17 protein-coding genes are annotated in these 16714 nt (G+C 66.6%); 13 read left to right on the forward strand and 4 right to left on the reverse strand.

What is annotated here, in order from left to right:
- Nucleotides 1-21 precede the first annotated feature (21 nt).
- The 3 genes from ACUDP5_RS27605 (at nucleotide 22) to rimO (ending at nucleotide 4114) form a co-directional block, all read left to right on the forward strand.
- Nucleotides 22-1353 (forward strand): OprD family porin, encoded by a 1332-nt coding sequence (locus ACUDP5_RS27605; protein ID WP_263914893.1) that lies wholly within the window; start codon nucleotides 22-24, stop codon nucleotides 1351-1353.
- Nucleotides 1354-1571: 218 nt separating this feature from the next.
- On the forward strand, nucleotides 1572-2597 hold the full coding sequence (locus tag ACUDP5_RS27610) for a PAS domain-containing protein (protein WP_445657752.1): 1026 nt from the start codon (nucleotides 1572-1574) through the stop codon (nucleotides 2595-2597).
- A 200-nt stretch (nucleotides 2598-2797) separates the two neighbouring features.
- Nucleotides 2798-4114 carry a 30S ribosomal protein S12 methylthiotransferase RimO gene (gene rimO / locus ACUDP5_RS27615; RefSeq protein ID WP_445657753.1) on the forward strand — a complete coding sequence of 439 codons (1317 nt, stop codon included), beginning with the start codon at nucleotides 2798-2800 and terminating at the stop codon, nucleotides 4112-4114.
- Nucleotides 4115-4149: 35 nt separating this feature from the next.
- Here the strand turns inward: rimO and ACUDP5_RS27620 are convergent, their stop codons facing one another.
- Nucleotides 4150-4467: a DMT family transporter gene (locus ACUDP5_RS27620; RefSeq protein WP_025141070.1), complete on the reverse strand. Its 318-nt coding sequence runs from the start codon at nucleotides 4465-4467 to the stop codon at nucleotides 4150-4152.
- 93 nt (nucleotides 4468-4560) lie between these two features.
- Here ACUDP5_RS27620 and ACUDP5_RS27625 point away from each other — a divergent pair, with 93 nt between their 5' ends.
- A complete protein-coding gene (locus ACUDP5_RS27625; protein WP_445657754.1) occupies nucleotides 4561-4950 on the forward strand; it encodes a winged helix-turn-helix transcriptional regulator in 390 nt (129 codons plus the stop codon).
- A gap of 98 nt (nucleotides 4951-5048) precedes the next feature.
- Here ACUDP5_RS27625 and ACUDP5_RS27630 read toward each other — a convergent pair whose 3' ends face one another.
- Nucleotides 5049-5609 (reverse strand): ferritin-like domain-containing protein, encoded by a 561-nt coding sequence (locus ACUDP5_RS27630; protein WP_263914888.1) that lies wholly within the window; start codon nucleotides 5607-5609, stop codon nucleotides 5049-5051.
- A gap of 228 nt (nucleotides 5610-5837) precedes the next feature.
- Between ACUDP5_RS27630 and ACUDP5_RS27635 the strand changes: the two genes are divergently transcribed.
- The 4 genes from ACUDP5_RS27635 to ACUDP5_RS27650 are packed head-to-tail and all read left to right on the forward strand — an operon-like array spanning nucleotide 5838 to nucleotide 8214.
- Nucleotides 5838-6425 carry an LOG family protein gene (locus ACUDP5_RS27635; protein ID WP_445657755.1) on the forward strand — a complete coding sequence of 196 codons (588 nt, stop codon included), beginning with the start codon at nucleotides 5838-5840 and terminating at the stop codon, nucleotides 6423-6425.
- Nucleotides 6426-6463: 38 nt separating this feature from the next.
- Complete coding sequence (locus ACUDP5_RS27640; protein WP_445657756.1) at nucleotides 6464-7024, forward strand: hypothetical protein; 561 nt, start codon at nucleotides 6464-6466, stop codon at nucleotides 7022-7024.
- 20 nt (nucleotides 7025-7044) lie between these two features.
- On the forward strand, nucleotides 7045-7671 hold the full coding sequence (locus tag ACUDP5_RS27645) for an HAD-IA family hydrolase (protein WP_263914885.1): 627 nt from the start codon (nucleotides 7045-7047) through the stop codon (nucleotides 7669-7671).
- Nucleotides 7672-7698: 27 nt separating this feature from the next.
- The gene (locus ACUDP5_RS27650) at nucleotides 7699-8214 is read left to right on the forward strand and encodes a class IV adenylate cyclase (protein ID WP_263914884.1); all 516 of its coding nucleotides are present in this window, start codon (nucleotides 7699-7701) and stop codon (nucleotides 8212-8214) included.
- A gap of 68 nt (nucleotides 8215-8282) precedes the next feature.
- Here the strand turns inward: ACUDP5_RS27650 and fmt are convergent, their stop codons facing one another.
- Entirely contained in the window at nucleotides 8283-9224 is a 942-nt protein-coding gene (fmt, locus tag ACUDP5_RS27655; RefSeq protein WP_445657757.1) for a methionyl-tRNA formyltransferase, read from the reverse strand.
- 31 nt (nucleotides 9225-9255) lie between these two features.
- On the reverse strand, nucleotides 9256-9768 hold the full coding sequence (gene def, locus ACUDP5_RS27660; RefSeq protein ID WP_445657758.1) for a peptide deformylase: 513 nt from the start codon (nucleotides 9766-9768) through the stop codon (nucleotides 9256-9258).
- A gap of 251 nt (nucleotides 9769-10019) precedes the next feature.
- On the opposite strand from def, the gene dprA reads away from it, so the two are divergent.
- The 5 genes from dprA to ACUDP5_RS27685 all read left to right on the forward strand — a co-directional run bounded on the left by dprA (nucleotide 10020) and on the right by ACUDP5_RS27685 (nucleotide 16711).
- On the forward strand, nucleotides 10020-11135 hold the full coding sequence (gene dprA / locus ACUDP5_RS27665; protein ID WP_263914881.1) for a DNA-processing protein DprA: 1116 nt from the start codon (nucleotides 10020-10022) through the stop codon (nucleotides 11133-11135).
- Between the two features lie 74 nt (nucleotides 11136-11209).
- Nucleotides 11210-12118, forward strand: coding sequence for a hydroxymethylglutaryl-CoA lyase (locus ACUDP5_RS27670; RefSeq protein ID WP_445657759.1), 909 nt, complete (start codon nucleotides 11210-11212; stop codon nucleotides 12116-12118).
- Nucleotides 12119-12214: 96 nt separating this feature from the next.
- Entirely contained in the window at nucleotides 12215-12688 is a 474-nt protein-coding gene (locus ACUDP5_RS27675) for a hypothetical protein (RefSeq protein ID WP_263914879.1), read from the forward strand.
- 58 nt (nucleotides 12689-12746) lie between these two features.
- On the forward strand, nucleotides 12747-14138 hold the full coding sequence (locus tag ACUDP5_RS27680; protein WP_445657760.1) for an SWIM zinc finger family protein: 1392 nt from the start codon (nucleotides 12747-12749) through the stop codon (nucleotides 14136-14138).
- A complete protein-coding gene (locus ACUDP5_RS27685; RefSeq protein ID WP_445657761.1) occupies nucleotides 14135-16711 on the forward strand; it encodes a DUF6493 family protein in 2577 nt (858 codons plus the stop codon). Before ACUDP5_RS27680 ends, ACUDP5_RS27685 begins: the two co-directional genes overlap by 4 nt.
- Nucleotides 16712-16714 lie beyond the last annotated feature (3 nt).

A 16714-nucleotide genomic window follows, 5' to 3' on the forward strand; every position in this document is an offset into this window, starting at 1 on the left:
GCCCCGCCAATGAGAACAATCGTGAGAAAGCTGATTTGCAGTTCGTTCCTCGGTTCCGCAATCCTCGCTGCGCCGGCTAGTGCGCAGACCGCGCAGACCCCGCCGCAAGCGCCGGCTCACCCCCCGGGCTTTGTCCAGGACTCGCAACTGAACCTGCTGCTGCGCAACCTCTACTGGAACCACGATCGCAAAAATGGCCTGCCGGACAACCGCGAATGGGGCCAGGCATTGCGGCTGGCGTTCCAGTCCGGCTACACGCCCGGTCCGGTGGGCGTGGGCGTGGATCTGAACGCCTACGGCGTGGTGCGCCTGGGCGGTGACAGCGCACATGTCGGCCGCGCCGGCGTCCTGGTGCCGGACGGTCATGGCGGGGTACACGACGAATCCAGCACCGCCGAAGGCGCATTCAAGCTGAAGGGGTTTGCCAGTGAACTGCGCTATGGCAACAATCTGCGCCCCTACAACCCGGTCTTCGCGCCCGCCGACACGCGGCTGTTGCCCGCGTCGGCCACCGGCCTGTGGCTGACCAGCCAGCCGCGGCAGGATCTGTTCCTGGAAGCGGGCCGCATGACAAAAGCCCGCGACTTCAACCAGGTCAGCCACGACGGCCGCTTCTACGCCTCGTATGCCGGCGTCAGCACCGACCAGGTACTGTTCCTGGGCGGCCGCCATGACCTGGACGCGTCCACCCGCTTCAGCGCGTATGGCAGTGAATTCCGGGATATCTGGAAACAGCTCTATCTCGCCGCGGGCCACGGCTGGAAAATGCCCGGCGACGATACCTTGAACCTGGACCTGTCCGCTTACCGGTCCCTTGATAGCGGCGCCAAGCGCGCCGGTGACATCGACGTCACGGCCTGGGGACTGACGCTGTCCTACGTCGCAGACGCCCACACCTTCAAGGTGGCACGCCAGCAGGTGCATGGCGACCAGCCGCTGGATTACCTGGGCATGGGACCGGGCACCTATCACGACTCGATATACCTGCCAAACTCATCGCAGCTGGCCGACTTCAATGGTCCGCATGAAAAATCGTGGGGCTTCTTCTACGTACTGGACCTGGGCAAGCTGGACCTTGCCCGCATTCCCGGCGCCAGCATGCAACTGCGCTACGTGCGGGGTTCCGGTGCGGACGGCAACCACCTCGATCGAACCAGCCCCTATGCCTACTATGCCAACGGCGAAAAGCACTGGGAAAGCGACGTGGACCTGCGCTATGTCGTGCAGTCCGGCAGCGCACGTAACCTGTCGATGCGGCTGCGCTATGCCGTGCACCGCATGACCCAGGGCACATCAGGCGCATCATCCAACCAGTTCCGCCTGATTTTCGAATACCCATTGTCGATACTCTGAGTGCAGGCAAGCGCGGCCAGGATGCGTGAAACATGGCCGCGCAGAAGCCCACAAAGAACCGCTACCGCATTGCATTTTCACTGTCAATAGAAGGCGCTGCATTATGGGACCCTCAGCTATACTGACTGTTGGCCGGGGACAGCAGCGTCATGACGGAAAACAGCTTTTCACTTCACCTCAAAGAATTACTGGAACACCGCAAACTCTCCTTGCAGTCCGTGGCCAACGCGTTGGACGTCTCGCGCACGGCCGTACATAAATGGACGCGCGGCGGCGAAATCGATTACGGCAACCTGCGCAAGCTGGCGCAACTGCTGGACGTCAACTGGATCTGGCTGCGCTACGGCGAACAAGCGCTGCGCGATGTGCAGCAGACCGAAGTCGTCGAACTGCCCATGACAGAAGTGCGCCGTCGCTACACGGCCGAAATCATGGAAAACGAAGCCCGCATGAAACTGGCGCAGGAAAACGCCCGTATCGTCACGTGGGAATGGAATTGGCTGACGGACGCGGTGTCGTATTCCGCAAACGTGGAAGACGTCTACGGCTGGCCGGTGCGCCGCAACGAAGACTTCTGGATCCATGTGGTGCCGGAAGACGTCGAAGCGCTGCAACGCATCTACCGCCAATGCATGGAAGACGGCAGCAGCTACGAATATGACTTCCGTATCATCCAGCGCGACGGCGCGGTGCGCTGGATCACCTCGCGCGGCGCCTCGCTGCGCGACAGCGCGGGCCGGCTGGTGAAGATGATCGGCATCAGCATGGAAAGCACCGACCGCAAGCTGGCGGAAGAAAAACTGCGCCGTAGCGAAGAGCGCTTTCGCACCTTCTTCGAGCAAGCTGGCGTGGCGATGGCCTGGCTGGACCTGGACGGCCGCTGGCTGCGGGTCAACCCGCCCTTGTGCGCCCTGCTGGGCTACGACGCGGCGGAACTGTCCGGGCAGACTTTCCAGGCCCTCACGCATCCCGACGACCTGCCCGCCAACCTGCAGACCCTGTCGCGCCTGCTCAAAGGCGAGATTTTCGAAAGCGTCATGGAAAAGCGGCTACGCCGCAAGGATGGCAGCTTTACCTGGGTGCGCGTGCACGCGGCGCTGCAGCGCGATCAGGACGATGACGCACAAGGGCGTATCCTGTGCGTCTACAACGATGTCAGCGACTACCGCCAGCAAGTGGACGCATTGCAGCAACGCATCCACGAACTCGAACTGCAGGCGGGCAGCGACAAGAAGCGCCGCTGAGACCGCGGCAACGCGCCTCAAGGGCAGGGGCCACCGCAAGCCTCGGCCCCCCGGCTGGCGACCCGCCACCCTTATTCAGGGACGCATTAAATCCGACGCCCCTGCCGACAACCCGCTAAAATAACGGCCCCCCGCCCTGCCGCGCTAAAATTGCGCACTATTTGATCACTGGCACCGGCTAGCGCCCACCGAGGTATTCCATGTCTTCCCCCAAAGTCGGCTTTGTCAGCCTGGGCTGTCCTAAAGCCCTGGTCGACTCCGAACGCATCCTGACCCAACTGCGCACCGAAGGGTACGAAGTCACGCCCGAGTACAACGACGCCGACGTCGTCGTGGTCAACACCTGTGGCTTCATCGACAGCGCCAAGGCCGAATCGCTCGAAGCCATTGGCGAAGCGCTGGCCGAGAACGGCAAGGTCATCGTCACCGGCTGCATGGGCGTCGAGGAATCGGTGATCCGCAAGGTGCACCCCAGCGTGCTGTCCGTGACCGGTCCGCAGCAATACGAAGAAGTGGTGCGGGCCGTGCACGATGCCGCCCCGCCCAAGAAAGACCACAACCCCTATCTGGACTTGGTGCCGCCGCAGGGCATCAAGCTCACGCCGCGCCACTACGCCTACCTGAAGATTTCCGAAGGCTGCAACCACCGCTGCAGCTTCTGCATCATCCCGTCGATGCGCGGCGACCTGGTCAGCCGGCCCGTGGGCGACGTGCTCAGCGAAGCCGAGCGCCTGGTCAAGGCCGGCGTCAAGGAACTGCTGGTGATCTCGCAGGACACCAGCGCCTACGGCGTGGACGTGAAGTTCCGCAGCGGTTTCTGGAACGGCCGGCCCGTGCGCACCCGCATGACCGAGCTCTGTATGGCCTTGTCCGACATGGGCGTCTGGACGCGCCTGCACTACGTGTATCCGTACCCGCACGTGGACGAAGTGATTCCGCTGATGGCCGAGGGCAAGATCCTGCCCTACCTGGACATCCCCTTCCAGCACGCCAGCCCGCGCATCCTGAAGGCCATGAAGCGTCCGGCCTTTGAAGACAAGACCCTGGCCCGCATCAAGAAGTGGCGCGAGATCTGTCCAGACCTGACCATCCGCTCGACCTTCATCGTCGGCTTTCCCGGCGAAACCGAGGAAGACTTCCAGTACCTGCTGGACTGGATGCAAGAGGCCCAGCTCGACCGCGTCGGCTGTTTCCAGTATTCGCCGGTGGAAGGCGCGCCCGCAAACCTGCTGGACAACCCGGTGCCCGACGACGTCAAGCAGGACCGCTGGGAGCGCTTCATGGAACTGCAGCAGTCCATCTCGACCGCGCGCCTGGCCCGCAAGGTCGGCCGCGAGATCGACGTGCTGATCGACGAAGTGGACGAAGACGGCGCCGTGGGCCGCAGCAGCGCCGATGCGCCGGAAATCGACGGCTGTGTCTACGTCAGCTCGGACCGCGTGCTCAAGCCCGGCGACATGGTGCGCGCCCGCGTCACCGACTCGGACGAATACGACCTCTGGGCCGATACGATCTAAGCGCGCCCCCCAAGCCGGCGGCCATGGCCGCCGGCTTACGCCTCCAGCAGCTTCAAACCCGCCACGCCGCCCACGATCAGCGCGATGCACGCCAGGCGCGCCGCGGACGGCGAATCGCCGAACAGCACGATCCCCAACACCGTGATGCCCACCGAGCCGATGCCGGTCCAGACCGCATAGGCCGTACCCGCGGGCAGGTGCCGCATCGCCAGCGTCAGCAGGAAGATACTGCCCAGGGCCGCGGCTATGCCGATGGCGCTGGGCCAGAACCGCGTCCACCCGTCCGCATACTTCAATGCCAGCGCCATCACGATTTCGACCGCGCTCGCGGCCAGCAAGATCCACCAGGCCATCAGGGCCTCCCCACGAATCAACAGGCGGCCAGATTAGGGCCTATAGTTACCCAGGCACAAGTACGCACCTTTTGGTAACGATAGGAAGTCCCCATGGCAACCTCCCCGCATCGCGCACCCGCCGCAGACGTCTTCAACGCCGCCTGCCCCTCGCGTCGCGCGCTTGAATTGATCTCGGGAAAGTGGGTGCCGCTGCTCTTGCCGGCGCTGGCGCAAGGCCCGCTGCGCAACGGCGAACTGCTGCGCAAGCTGGACGGCATCTCGCAGAAGATCATGACGCAGACGCTGCGCGACCTGGAACGCCACGGGCTGGTGCGGCGCGAAGACATGCGCACGGTGCCGCCGCACGTGCGCTATCACCTGACCGGACTGGGCCAATCATTGAACGTGGCGCTGGTGGCGTTGGACCGATGGGCCGAAGCGCATCATGCGCAGTTGAATGCCGCCGCGCGCCGTCACGACGCGGCCACCCTGCAAGCCTGACGGGCACCCACGCCCAGAAGCGTCAACGGCGGGCAACCCCGATGGGCTGCCCGCCGCATGAACGCCTGGCCGCGGCGCCGCGTGGTGCCAGCCGGGTATCAGTGCTTGGCCAGGAAATCCGACAGGTCGTCGGCGTGCTCTTCCTCGACGGCCAGGATCTCTTCCAGCATGCGGCGCGTGGTGGAATCCTGTTCGCCGATGTAGTCGATCATCTGGCGGTAGCTATCGATGGCGATACGCTCGGCGATCAGGTTTTCCTTGATCATTTCTTCGAGCGTGTTGCCTTCGACATATTCGGAGTGGCTGCGCTCGAGCAGTCCCTTGGGCGACAGGTTGGGTTCGCCACCCAGCTGCACGATGCGCTCTGCCAGCTTGTCGGCGTGTTCCTGCTCCTGGGCGGCGTGTTCGGCGAATTCGGCGGCCACCGGTTCGGCGTTCAGGCCGCGCGCCATGAAGAAGTGGCGCTTGTAGCGCAGCACACAGACGATTTCGGTGGCCAGTGCTTCGTTCAACAGCTTGAGTACCTGCTCTCGGTCGGCGCGATAGCTGTCGGTGACGGCGCCCGATTCGATGTCCTGGCGCGCCTTGGCGCGGATGGCCTTCACATCCATATCGAACGGGCGGCGGTCCTGTTCGCGGTTACGGGTCGTGTTTTCCATATCGTTAGCTCCTTTTTAGTGGGTTCTACGACGCTGGACTTCCAGTCGTTCCGAACGATCCAGTCTACCTACCGCTCGAAAAGATGCTGTGTCCAAACATTGCCCGCGACCCTGTTTCCGGGCGCTGCGCCCTCGTCGGAAGTCACTGGCAGCGCTTCTCGTAAACTATCGGCTTCCCGTAAGACCCGTGACGCAATCTGTAACGGGCTAGGCTATAAATAGCGTCATATGACACTGAAGAACATCTGCGTGTATTGCGGCTCCAACCCCGGCGCCCGCCCCGAATACCTGGAACAGGCCCGCGTGCTGGCCCGTGAACTGGTCAAGCGCGACCTGGGCCTGGTATACGGCGGCTCGGTGGTCGGCATCATGGGCGTGATCGCCAACGAAGTGCTGGCCGGCGGTGGCCGCGTGATCGGCGTGATCCCGGAACTGCTGCAAAAGAAAGAACAGGCCCACCGCGGCCTGACCGAGCTGCATCTGGTGCAGAACATGCACGAGCGCAAGGCCATGATGATGGAAAAGGCCGACGGCTTCATCGCATTGCCCGGCGGCGCCGGCACGCTGGAAGAATTCTTCGAGGTCTGGACCTGGGCTCAGTTGAACATGCACCAGAAGCCCTGCGGCCTGCTGAACATCGCCGGCTACTACGACGCCCTGATGCAGTTCGTCGACCATGCGGTCGACGAAGCCTTCATGCGCCCCCAGCACCGCGACATGCTGGTGGTGGAAAGCGACCCCGCCACGCTGCTTGACCGCTACGCGATCTATGAGCCGCCCAACGTCTCGAAGTGGTTCGAGCCGGTGAAGGCCTGACGCCCTCCTCAACCCCCGCCCCCAAGGAACGCCCCGCAATGTCCACCGGCCCGTTGTCTCCCGCCTGCACCGAGTCCGTATTGCGTGACTACTTCCACGCCAAGGACGAAAACCGCCCGCACTACATGGCGCGCGCCTTCGCCCCGCAGGCCGTGCTGAAGATGGCCCTGCGCACGCAGGCCATCGCGTTTCCCCCTGAATCGCACGGCCTGGCCGCCATCACCGACACGCTGGTGCGCAAGTTCGGCCAGACCTACGAGAACGTCTACACGTTCTACCTGGCCCGGCCCGAAGCCGGCGCATGCCTGCCGGAATACCGCTGCGACTGGATCGTCGGCATGACGGAAAAGGCCACTGGCAATGTACGCGTAGGCTGTGGCCGATACGACTGGGCCTTCCAGCCCGACCCTTACCGCGCCCATCATCTGACCATCACCATCGAGACCATGGTGACGCTGCCGCCCGGCGATGCCGAGGCGGTGTTCGGCTGGCTGCTGGCGCTGGAGTATCCCTGGACCAACGCGCAGCGCGTGGTCGCCGGCGCTCCTCCGCTTGAAGACCTGGCCCCCGTGGTGCAGTATCTGCTTCACCCCATGTAGACCGGCAACGGATTGCTTACTTGAAATACGACATCGCAGCTTTCGACTTTGACGGAACCCTGGCAGACACCATGCCCTGGTTCAATTCCATCCTGAACACGGTCGCCGACAAATACGGCTTTCGCAAGATCGACGCGGCTGAACGCGACCAGCTGCGTCACCGCGAAGCCTCGGAAATCCTGAAATTCCTGGGCATTCCGCTCTGGAAGCTGCCTGCGATCATGGCGCATGTGCGCACGCTCATGCAGGAAATCGACCCCAGCGTGCACCTGTTCGATGGCATTCCCGACGCCCTGGCGCGCCTGAAGGCCGCCGGCATGCGGCTGGCGGTCGTCAGTTCGAATTCGCTCGAGAACGTGCAGCGGGTGCTGGGCCCGGACACCGTCGGCCTGTTCGACGACTATGAATGCGGCACGGACCTGTTCGGCAAGCCGGCCAAGATCGACCGCCTGCTCAAGCGCCACGACACCGCGCCCGAACGCTTCCTGCTGGTGGGCGACGAAATGCGCGACATCGACGCCGCACGCAAGGCGGGCGTGCGGGTGGCATCGGTGGCCTGGGGGTACAACCATGTCGATGCGCTGCGCGAACGCGGCCCCGACGAACTGTTCCTGCACGTCGCCGACCTGCCGGCCCTGGCGAGCTGACGGCGGGCTCTCCCCAAGGAAGCACCCATGGCACGCAATGTCGAAATCAAAGCCCGGATAGCCAGCGTGGACGCCGTCGAGCCCCTGGCTGCGGCCCTGTCCGGCAAGCCGCCGGTCACCATCGCGCAGGACGACACGTTCTTTGCCTGCCCCAACGGTCGGCTCAAGCTGCGCGTCTTTGCCGACGGCACCGGCGAACTGATCTTCTATCGCCGCGCGGACGACACCGGACCGAAAGAGAGTTTCTACGTCATTTCGCCGACGTCATCGCCGGACACGCTGCGGGAAGCCCTGGCGCTGGCCTATGGCCTGGTGGGCCGCGTGCGCAAGACACGCCTGCTGCATATGACGGGGCGCACCCGCATCCATCTGGACCGGGTCGAAGGGCTGGGGGATTTCCTGGAACTGGAAGTGGTGCTGCGCGACGGCGAAAGCGTCGAGACCGGCATGGCCGAAGCCCACGAATTGCTGGCCAGCCTGCAGGTCAAGCCCGAACAGTTGCTGTCGGGCGCGTACCTGGATCTGCTGGCCGCACAAGGCTGAAAAGGCTGAAAGCCGTCGGCCCCGTGGGGACCCGCCTGCTTGCGGCGCCGCGGAGCCAGGCAGGCGCCTCAGGCCGGCTGCCAGCCGCGCACGAACACGTCCACGGGCTGGCGCTTGCCGCCCGCCTTCTGCAATTCCAGCAAACGCAGCACGCCGTCGCCGGTCGCGATATCGATGCCCTGGGCATCCGCGCGCAGCACGCTGCCGGGCGCGGCCGACGCGGGCTGGTCCAATGCCTGGGCGCGCCACACCTTCACCGGATCGTCCAGGCCGGGCAAGCGGATGCTGGCGCCCGGCACGGGGTTGAAGGCGCGCACCCGGCGCGCCAACAGGGCGGCGGGCAGGCTGCAATCGAGCGCGGCTTCGGCCTTGTCCAGCTTGGCGGCATAGGTGACGCCGTCTTCGGGCTGGCGCACCGGCCTCAGGCCGCCTTGTTCCAGCGCAGCCAGCGTGGCGACGATGGCCTCGCCGCCGGCCAGGGCCAGCGCGTCGTGCAATTGCGCCGCCGTGGTGTCGTCGGCGATGGGCACCACCCGTTCCAGCAGCATATCGCCGGTATCCAGGCCCGCATCCATCTGCATGATGGTGACGCCGGTACGGGCATCGCCCGCCTCGATGGCGCGCTGGATGGGCGCGGCGCCGCGCCAGCGCGGCAACAGGCTGGCGTGGATGTTCAGGCAGCCCAGGCGCGGCAGGTCCAGCACCCATTGCGGCAGGATCAGGCCGTACGCCGCCACCACCATGACGTCGGGCGCCACGCGTTCGAGCAGTTCGCGAGCCTGGGCGGCCTCGTCGGGATAGCGGCCGTCCAGGCGCAGGCTGCGCGGCTGGGCGACTTCAATGCCGGCATCCAGCGCGGCCTGCTTGACCGGGCTGGGCGTGAGCTTGAGCCCCCGCCCCGCGGGACGGTCGGGCTGCGTCATGACCAGGGGAATATCGTGGCCTGCCGCCCGCAAGGCGTCGAAGGCGATACGGGCGAATTCCGGCGTGCCGGCAAAAACTAGGCGCATGGGGATCGGACCCGAAGAAAGGAAACAGGCATCAGGCGCGCAGCGCTTCGCGCTCGGCCTTTTTCAGCTTGGTCTTGATGCGGTTCTGCTTCAGCGAAGACAGGTACTCGACGAACACCTTGCCTTCAAGGTGATCCAGTTCGTGCTGCACGCACACGGCCAAGAGGCCATCGGCGTCGAACTCGAACGGCTTGCCGGCGATGTCCAGCGCCTTGCAGCGAATGCGCGAGGCGCGCTCGACTTCGTCGTACACGCCCGGCACGGACAGGCAGCCTTCTTCGTAGACCTTGTGGTCGTCGCTGTGCCAGGTGATCTCGGGGTTGATCAGCACCAGCAACTGGTTGCCTTCTTCAGACACGTCGATGACGACCACGCGCTCGTGCACGTCGACCTGGGTGGCGGCCAGGCCCACGCCCGGCGCGTCGTACATGGTGTCGGCCATGTCACGCACCAGTTGGCGGATGCGGTCATCGACCTCGGCGACCGGCTTGGCCACTTTGTGCAAGCGCGGGTCCGGGTAGCGAAGAATAGGTAGTAAAGCCATTGAAAGGGGTCGTCAGTGATAAGTGCCTGGATAAGAGTTTAATTCATTAGAGTCTTGATTTCTAATAGTTTTCGGCTAAACGGAAGATTGCACGGATCAACCTGCCCCCATTTTTGACCCCCTATCCGGGACGATTCGGTCCGCCCCTCGCCCGGCCCACGTCGCAGCCATGCGACACTCTCGGACGACCCGCGCTGCGAGCGCCCAGCCCTTTGCCCACCGATGCAGCCGGCCCGCCGGCGCCCTTCTTCATGCCGTTGACCCACACTGTTGCCGAATTGTCCGCCTGGCTGCGCCTGTCCCTGGAGCCCGGGGTCGGGTCCGCTACCGCCTGCACGTTGCTGGGCGCGCTGGGCCTGCCGGAACAGATCTATGCGCAGCGTGCCAGCGCCCTGATGCGCCAGGTGCCCGACGCGCTGGCGCGCCAGCTGGCCGCCCCCATGCCCGCCGACATGGCCGCGCAGGTCGACAGCGCCCTGCAATGGGTCGACGCCCCCGATCACCACATCCTGACCCTGGCCGACCCCGCCTATCCGCAAAGCCTGCTCACCATCGCCGACCCGCCCATCCTGCTCTACGTGACCGGCGATCCGGCCTATCTGCAAGGCCAGGCGCTGGCCGTGGTGGGCGCGCGCAACGCCACGCCGGGCGGCCAGGAAAACGCGCGCGCCTTCGCCCGCCACCTGGCGGGCAGCGGCTGGCGGGTCATCAGCGGGCTGGCCCTGGGCATTGACGCCGCGGCCCATGAAGGCGCGCTGGATGCCGGCCCCGGCGGCGCGGGCACGGTCGCGGTCATGGGCACCGGCATCGACCGCATCTATCCCGCCAAACATCGCGACCTGGCCCACCGCATCGCCGCTCAAGGCGCACTGGTATCCGAATTGCCGCTGGGCACGGGTGCCCTGCCGCAGCACTTTCCCAAGCGCAACCGCATCGTGGCGGGGTTGGCGCGCGGCGTGCTGGTGGTCGAGGCGGCCAAGCAGAGCGGGTCCCTCATCACCGCCCGCCTGGCGGGCGAAAGCGGGCGCGAGGTCTTCGCCATTCCCGGTTCCATCCATTCGCCGCTGTCACGCGGCTGCCATGCCTTGATTCGCCAAGGCGCCAAGCTGGTGGAAACCGCGGCCGACATTACCGACGAACTGGGCGGCGGCCCCACGCCCGGCGCCCCGCGCGCCAAGGCGCAAGCGCCCGCCGCCTTGCCCGACCACCCCGTGCTGGATGCCCTGGGGTTCGACCCCCTGCACCTGGATGCCATCCAGGCGCGCTGCGGCCTGGACACGCCCACGCTGCAGGCCCAATTGCTGGAACTGGAACTGGCCGCCCGCGTGGCCCGACTGGACGACGGCCGCTTCCAGCGCCTGAAATAGGCGTTGGCGCTACTATTGGCGAAGGCGCCGTCGTGTTGCCGCGGCCGCCACCCGATACCGATACAGGAAGAGACATGGCTTTGCCCTCCCGCGTCAAGATCGTCGAGGTTTCCCCCCGCGACGGCCTGCAGAATGAAAAAGAATTCGTGTCCACCGACATCAAGGTGGAACTGGTCAACCGCCTGGCCGCTGCCGGATTTCCCAACGTCGAGGCGGCCTCGTTCGTGTCGCCCAAGTGGGTGCCACAAATGGCCGACGGCGCCGACGTCATGGCGCGCATCGAACGCCGCCCCGGCACGATCTACTCGGTGCTGACGCCCAATATGAAGGGCTTCGAAGGCGCGCTGGCCGCCGGCGCGGACGAAATCGTCATTTTCGGCGCGGCCAGCGAGGCCTTCTCGCAAAAGAACATCAATTGCTCCATCGCCGAATCCATCGCGCGCTTCGAACCCGTGGTGCAGGCCGCCCGCGACGCCGGCATCCGCGTGCGCGGCAGCATCAGCTGCGCGCTGGGCTGTCCCTACCAGGGCGACGTGCCGATCGACGCGGTGGTCGACGTGGCCCGGCGCTACCTGGCCATGCAGGTCGATGAAATCGACGTCGCCGACACCATCGGCGTCGGCACGCCGCAACGCGTGCGCGATGTGATGGCGGCGGTCACCCGCGTGGTGGACCCGGCGCGCGTGTCGGGCCATTTCCATGACACCTACGGCCAGGCGCTGGCCAACATCCTGGCATCTCTGGAAACCGGCATTTCGATCTTCCACGCCTCGGTGGCGGGCCTGGGCGGCTGCCCCTATGCCAAGGGAGCCACCGGCAACGTGGCCACCGAAGACGTGCTGTACATGCTGCGCGGCCTGGATATCGATACGGGCGTGGACTTCGACGCCGTGGTCGACATCGGCCAATGGATGTCGGCCAACCTGAACCGCAAGGGCTCCAGCCGGGCCGGCAACGCCATTGCCGCCAAGCGGGCCGCCTGACGCGAAACCTCGTAGAATGGCTGCGCGCGTTTCGCGTGAGCGCCAGGACCGCCTGGCGCGCATCTTCTCGCAACGCTATCGGAATTCCGCAGCCGCATGACGTCCCCCGTCTCCGCCCCTCCGCCCGAGGAACTTGCCGCCCTGCTGCGCGCCATCGGCCCCCTGCCCCTGTCGGGACAGGCATGGCCGGACTGGGTCCGCATCCTGACCTGGGTCATCCTGGCCGTGCTGGGCGTGCAGGTCGTCACGACCGCCATCCGCGCCCCCGCGCAGCCTTTCGACGCTGCGCTGGCCGTGGGCGTGGGACTGTGCTTCATCGGCCTGTTGTTCATCTCCTGGCACATGCAGACATCCATCACCACCATCGACGAACGCGGCCTGCGCCAAAGCTGGTTCGCGCGCCGCGAGGTCGCCTGGGAAGACGTGCGCGGCGCGCGATTCGTGCCGATGCTGTTTTCCAAGCGGCTGGTGGTGTTCACGCACAGTGGGCGGCCCGTGATTTTCCAGGGCGGCACGCGCGAACTGCGCAACGCATTCACCAGGATTGCCGAACTCTACCGGCGCAGTTGACGCGCCAGCCCCCGCGACGGCAGAGCATCGTCGCGCCCCTGTCCAGGAGCCCTGACGCATGACCGAGCTGGCCTATGCCTATCTCGCCCCTTCGGAATTCGCCCAACGGCAGGGCCAGGCCGACCTGAACCTGGCCACCAGCGGCGGTCTTGCACCGTCGGGCGCGGTGGCGCATCCCTTTTTCTTTTCCGGATTCGTGGCGCAGCCCGCCGTGGTGGCGCAAGCGCTGCTGATGCTGGCGCGGGTGGCACGCACGCGCTTCTATGTGCCGCCGAACACGCTGGCGGCGGTGCTGCGGGCGGCGGACCCGGTCGTGACCTGCACACCCGAAGGCTTGCGCTTCGAGTCCTTCAGCGTGTGCTGCGGCGTGTATGCGCGCCTGGACGTGGACGCGGCGGCGCTGGACGCCACGCATTCGGCGCCCGGCGTCACCAACGTGGACGTGAATCCCCCGCTGCGCCAGGCGCTGGCGGGGCTGCGCGCAGCGGAGCCCTTGCACCTGACCGTGGGCAGTGATGCATTGCGGGTGGCGACGCAGGCGGGCGAGATCGTCGAAGAGAAAGTCCCGCTGCCTACGCGCTGGCTCAAAGGGCTTGCCGAGACGCAGATGCTGTCGGCGGGCATGACGCTGCGTCACGAACTCACGGGCGCGGCGCTGCGCCAGTTCGTGCAGGCGCTGCCGCGTTCGTCGGCGACCAAGACGGTGATGTGGGCGACCCAGGCCGCCCGTTCGCTGCGGCTGGCCACGCAGGCAACGCCCGGCGCGGGGTGCGTGGCAGGACCGGAACGGTTGCGGGTGCTGGAGCCGCTGCTGCGCTACGCCACGGCGCTGCGCGCCTATGGCGCCGATGTGGCGGCCGGCGCGCCGCCGCAGGCCAGCGCCTGGGTGCTGGAACTACCCGGCGCGCGGGTCACGCTGGGGCTGAGCCCGGAAAAATCGCGCGGCTTCTCGGGCGAAGGCTCGGTGCTGCATCTGATCGCGGGCGGCGATGCGAACGAGGACGCAGCTTTCGTCTCGACGTTGCTGGCCTTCGAGCCCCGCATCGATGTTGCCCAACTGGCCGCGCGAGCCCTGTTGCCGCCCGCGCAGATCGCATCCGCGCTGGCCGTGCTGGCGTCGTCCGGCCAGGTAGGGTTCGACCTGGCGGCGGGCGCGTATTTCCATCGCCCGCTGCCGGTGCAGGCGGGGCTGCTCGATACGCTGCATCCGCGGCTGGCCGACGCGCGCAAGCTGGTGGCGGACGGCGCGGTGCTGCCCGAGGGCGAGGGGCGGTATACGGTGCAGTCGGGGCCGCAGCGCTACCGGGTGGCGCTGGGTGCCGAGCCCGCGCAGGACCGCTGTACCTGCCCCTGGAACGCCAAATACCAGGGCACGCGCGGCCCTTGCAAGCACACGCTGGCCGTGCGCATGGTGCTCGATCCCCTCAATGCGCCTGGAGCCGACGCATGACCTTGAGCCTGACCGAACGCCGCGCGGCGCTGCGCGAGGCCGCTGGCGGCGACGCGACGGACGTCACCGCCTTTGCCTGCGCACTGACCGGTGCGAGCGAGGAAGACCGCGCCGCGCTGGCCAAGACCTTGCCGCCATCGCGCCTGTTCAGCGCAGAGGGGCCGACGCCCAGGGCATGTTTCGTGTTGACCGCGCTGGGCAAGCCCAAGCTCGTGGCCGAGACCCTGGCGCCGGCAGATATGACGCGCAAGCGCGACTATGCCCCCCGCCATGCCGCGATGACGCCAGCCGTCATCGCCGCGGCGAGCGAACGGGACGCGCCGTGGCGCGCTGCATTGATCGAACTGTTGGCCGAGCCGCACTGGTGGGGCGAGGACCTGGTCTGGCCGGTGTGCAACGCGCTGGTTCGGCTGGATGACGCCACGCCCCCGTCCATGGCCTATCTCCGGTGTTTCGTGCGACAGGTCAGCGCCATCGGCGCGGACGGGCAACTGGACGAAGACCACGGCAAGCGCATGGCCGCGCATCTGCAGGCGCACCCCGATTGGGTCGAACGCGAGTTCTGGGCCTTGTTCCGAGTCGACGGAATGGGCGCCGATTACCCGCTCATCGAACGTACCGGCCCCGCATGGGACGCCGCCATCCTGGCGCTTTGCCAGGCCAGCCCGGCATTCCGGGAACGCCTGCTGGCCGAGTCACTGGAAGCCTTGCTGCGAGACTTCTCCGCGAAAGTCATTGCCTGGTACTTGCGCGTGCATCGATTGGCCGATCCGACCGCGCACGAAGTCGCGGCCAGGCAACACACGTATTTCTCGGTGCTCGCCACGGCGCCCAGCACGGCGGTCGGCCTGGCCCAGGACATGCTCAAGCGCGCCGCCGCACAACTGGATGTGGACGCGATGATCGAGGCCGCGCCCGCCGTCCTGACCCGTACGGAGAAGAAGCTGGTCAAGGCCCAGCTCGCGCTGCTTGCCGCGCTCAAGACGGATGCCGGGCAAAGCGATCGCATCTCGCAGATCGTCGGCGAAGCGCTGGAAGGCATGCCGTTGGACCTGGCGCCGCTGGCGCGCAAGCTCATGGTTGCGACAGACGAGATGCGGCCTGCCGATGCGAATGGCGAGGCCTGCACGAAAGAGGACGACGTCAGCCGCACAATCACGATACCGGCACCACGCAGCACGTCGCTGCCGGACCTTCCCGAGCCTGCGCCCGACATCAGCGACGACGAGGCACTGCACGCCTTGATCGGGGCGCAGTTCGAGGGCGTCGGACACGGCGCCGAGTTACCCCGCATCTTCGACTACCTGGCCGACCGTCCGCAGATTGCGCTGCCCGAGGCGCTGCAACATCGCGCCGCCGAAATCATCGCGTCAGTGTGGGATGAACACAATGCCTCGCCGCGACGCCTTCTGGCCGCCGCGCTGCTGGGCCGGGACGAGGTCAGTTTCCAGGGCTATGCCCGGTATGTCGTGGCCAGCGCAGGCAAGCCGGACCCCGTGGGCGTGGTGTTGCAGGAAAACACCTTCACCAGCAGCGGCTACGACGTCGAGACCGGAGATTGGAGGGTCAACGAAACCTGGACCTCGCGCTCGGGCTACCAATACCTGCCGACGCATTCGCCGCTGGCCCTGCTGGCGGGGGCCTTCCACGACCTGCGGTCGAGTCGGGCGCGGGGTGAACCCTTCGTAGCCCCGGCGCCCGTGCCGGCGCATCGCTTCGCCTGGCAACGAATGGTTGCCGCGCCGGGAGAAGGTACTTTCTCGCGTGATCTGGAAGTATTGGGAGAGGGCCCCAAGCCGTTCTGGATACCGACGGACACCGCCGCAGTGACCAACACGCCCGCCTCGCCGGCCCTGGATGTCGCCGACGTACCGGCCGAATTCACCTTCCGCGTCCAGGAGGCTCGGCAGCAGGACGGCTACGACCAGGTCGTGCAATGGACGGCCTGGCTGCTGCGGTCCAACCCTGACACATTGGCCGCGCATTTCCATCCGATGCTGTGCGCGGCGGTGCAGGTGATCAACGTGCGCGGCCTTGCACCATTGCTGACGGCGCTGGGCGCGTCCCGGCAGGTGCCTGGTGCGCCCGTGTACTCGGCCTTGGCGCTGGCGGCATCGGCGAAGATGGCCGAGCAACGCGCCCAGGCCGCCGAGGCGATCGCGCGGCTGGCCGACGTTGGCCTGCTCGCCCCCGCGCCGTTTGCCGCGCAGATCGCGGCGCACCTGGCGCAGGGCTTCGTCCTGGCCGGACGACTCGCGCAGACGCTGGCCGACGCCGCATCTATCAGCGCCCTCTCCGGCGGCCGCGTGCTGCAGACGCTGGCGGCGCTGCTGCCGCAGCTGTTCGATGCCGAGGGCAAGCCGCTGGCCCAGGCCGTCAAGCTCATCGAACTGGCCGCACGCCTGTCCAATGACTATGGCATGCCGGTGGCGCTGTCTGCCGCGCTGGCGGCGCGACGCAAGGGCGCGTCGGTGCTGGCGGTGACCTTGCGCAGCCTGGAAGCCGTCGTACCGCGTGTGACGCCTTTGGCCGAAACCGCCGCTGCCGCCGCGCAGCGGACTCACGAGAGATAACCA

The organism is Achromobacter sp. NCFB-sbj8-Ac1-l, from assembly GCF_052695805.1.

Bases quoted from the DNA above. Each gene is read 5' to 3' on its own strand.
- def (WP_445657758.1), bottom strand. From the start codon at position 9,768: ATGGCTTTACTACCTATTCTTCGCTACCCGGACCCGCGCTTGCACAAA.
- ACUDP5_RS27650 (WP_263914884.1), top strand. From the start codon at position 7,699: ATGGCACGCAATGTCGAAATCAAAGCCCGGATAGCCAGCGTGGACGCC.
- ACUDP5_RS27685 (WP_445657761.1), top strand. From the start codon at position 14,135: ATGACCTTGAGCCTGACCGAACGCCGCGCGGCGCTGCGCGAGGCCGCT.
- ACUDP5_RS27625 (WP_445657754.1), top strand. From the start codon at position 4,561: ATGGCAACCTCCCCGCATCGCGCACCCGCCGCAGACGTCTTCAACGCC.
- rimO (WP_445657753.1), top strand. From the start codon at position 2,798: ATGTCTTCCCCCAAAGTCGGCTTTGTCAGCCTGGGCTGTCCTAAAGCC.
- ACUDP5_RS27675 (WP_263914879.1), top strand. From the start codon at position 12,215: ATGACGTCCCCCGTCTCCGCCCCTCCGCCCGAGGAACTTGCCGCCCTG.
- ACUDP5_RS27630 (WP_263914888.1), bottom strand. From the start codon at position 5,609: ATGGAAAACACGACCCGTAACCGCGAACAGGACCGCCGCCCGTTCGAT.
- ACUDP5_RS27635 (WP_445657755.1), top strand. From the start codon at position 5,838: ATGACACTGAAGAACATCTGCGTGTATTGCGGCTCCAACCCCGGCGCC.
- dprA (WP_263914881.1), top strand. From the start codon at position 10,020: ATGCCGTTGACCCACACTGTTGCCGAATTGTCCGCCTGGCTGCGCCTG.
- ACUDP5_RS27670 (WP_445657759.1), top strand. From the start codon at position 11,210: ATGGCTTTGCCCTCCCGCGTCAAGATCGTCGAGGTTTCCCCCCGCGAC.
- ACUDP5_RS27620 (WP_025141070.1), bottom strand. From the start codon at position 4,467: ATGGCCTGGTGGATCTTGCTGGCCGCGAGCGCGGTCGAAATCGTGATG.
- ACUDP5_RS27680 (WP_445657760.1), top strand. From the start codon at position 12,747: ATGACCGAGCTGGCCTATGCCTATCTCGCCCCTTCGGAATTCGCCCAA.
- fmt (WP_445657757.1), bottom strand. From the start codon at position 9,224: ATGCGCCTAGTTTTTGCCGGCACGCCGGAATTCGCCCGTATCGCCTTC.
- ACUDP5_RS27640 (WP_445657756.1), top strand. From the start codon at position 6,464: ATGTCCACCGGCCCGTTGTCTCCCGCCTGCACCGAGTCCGTATTGCGT.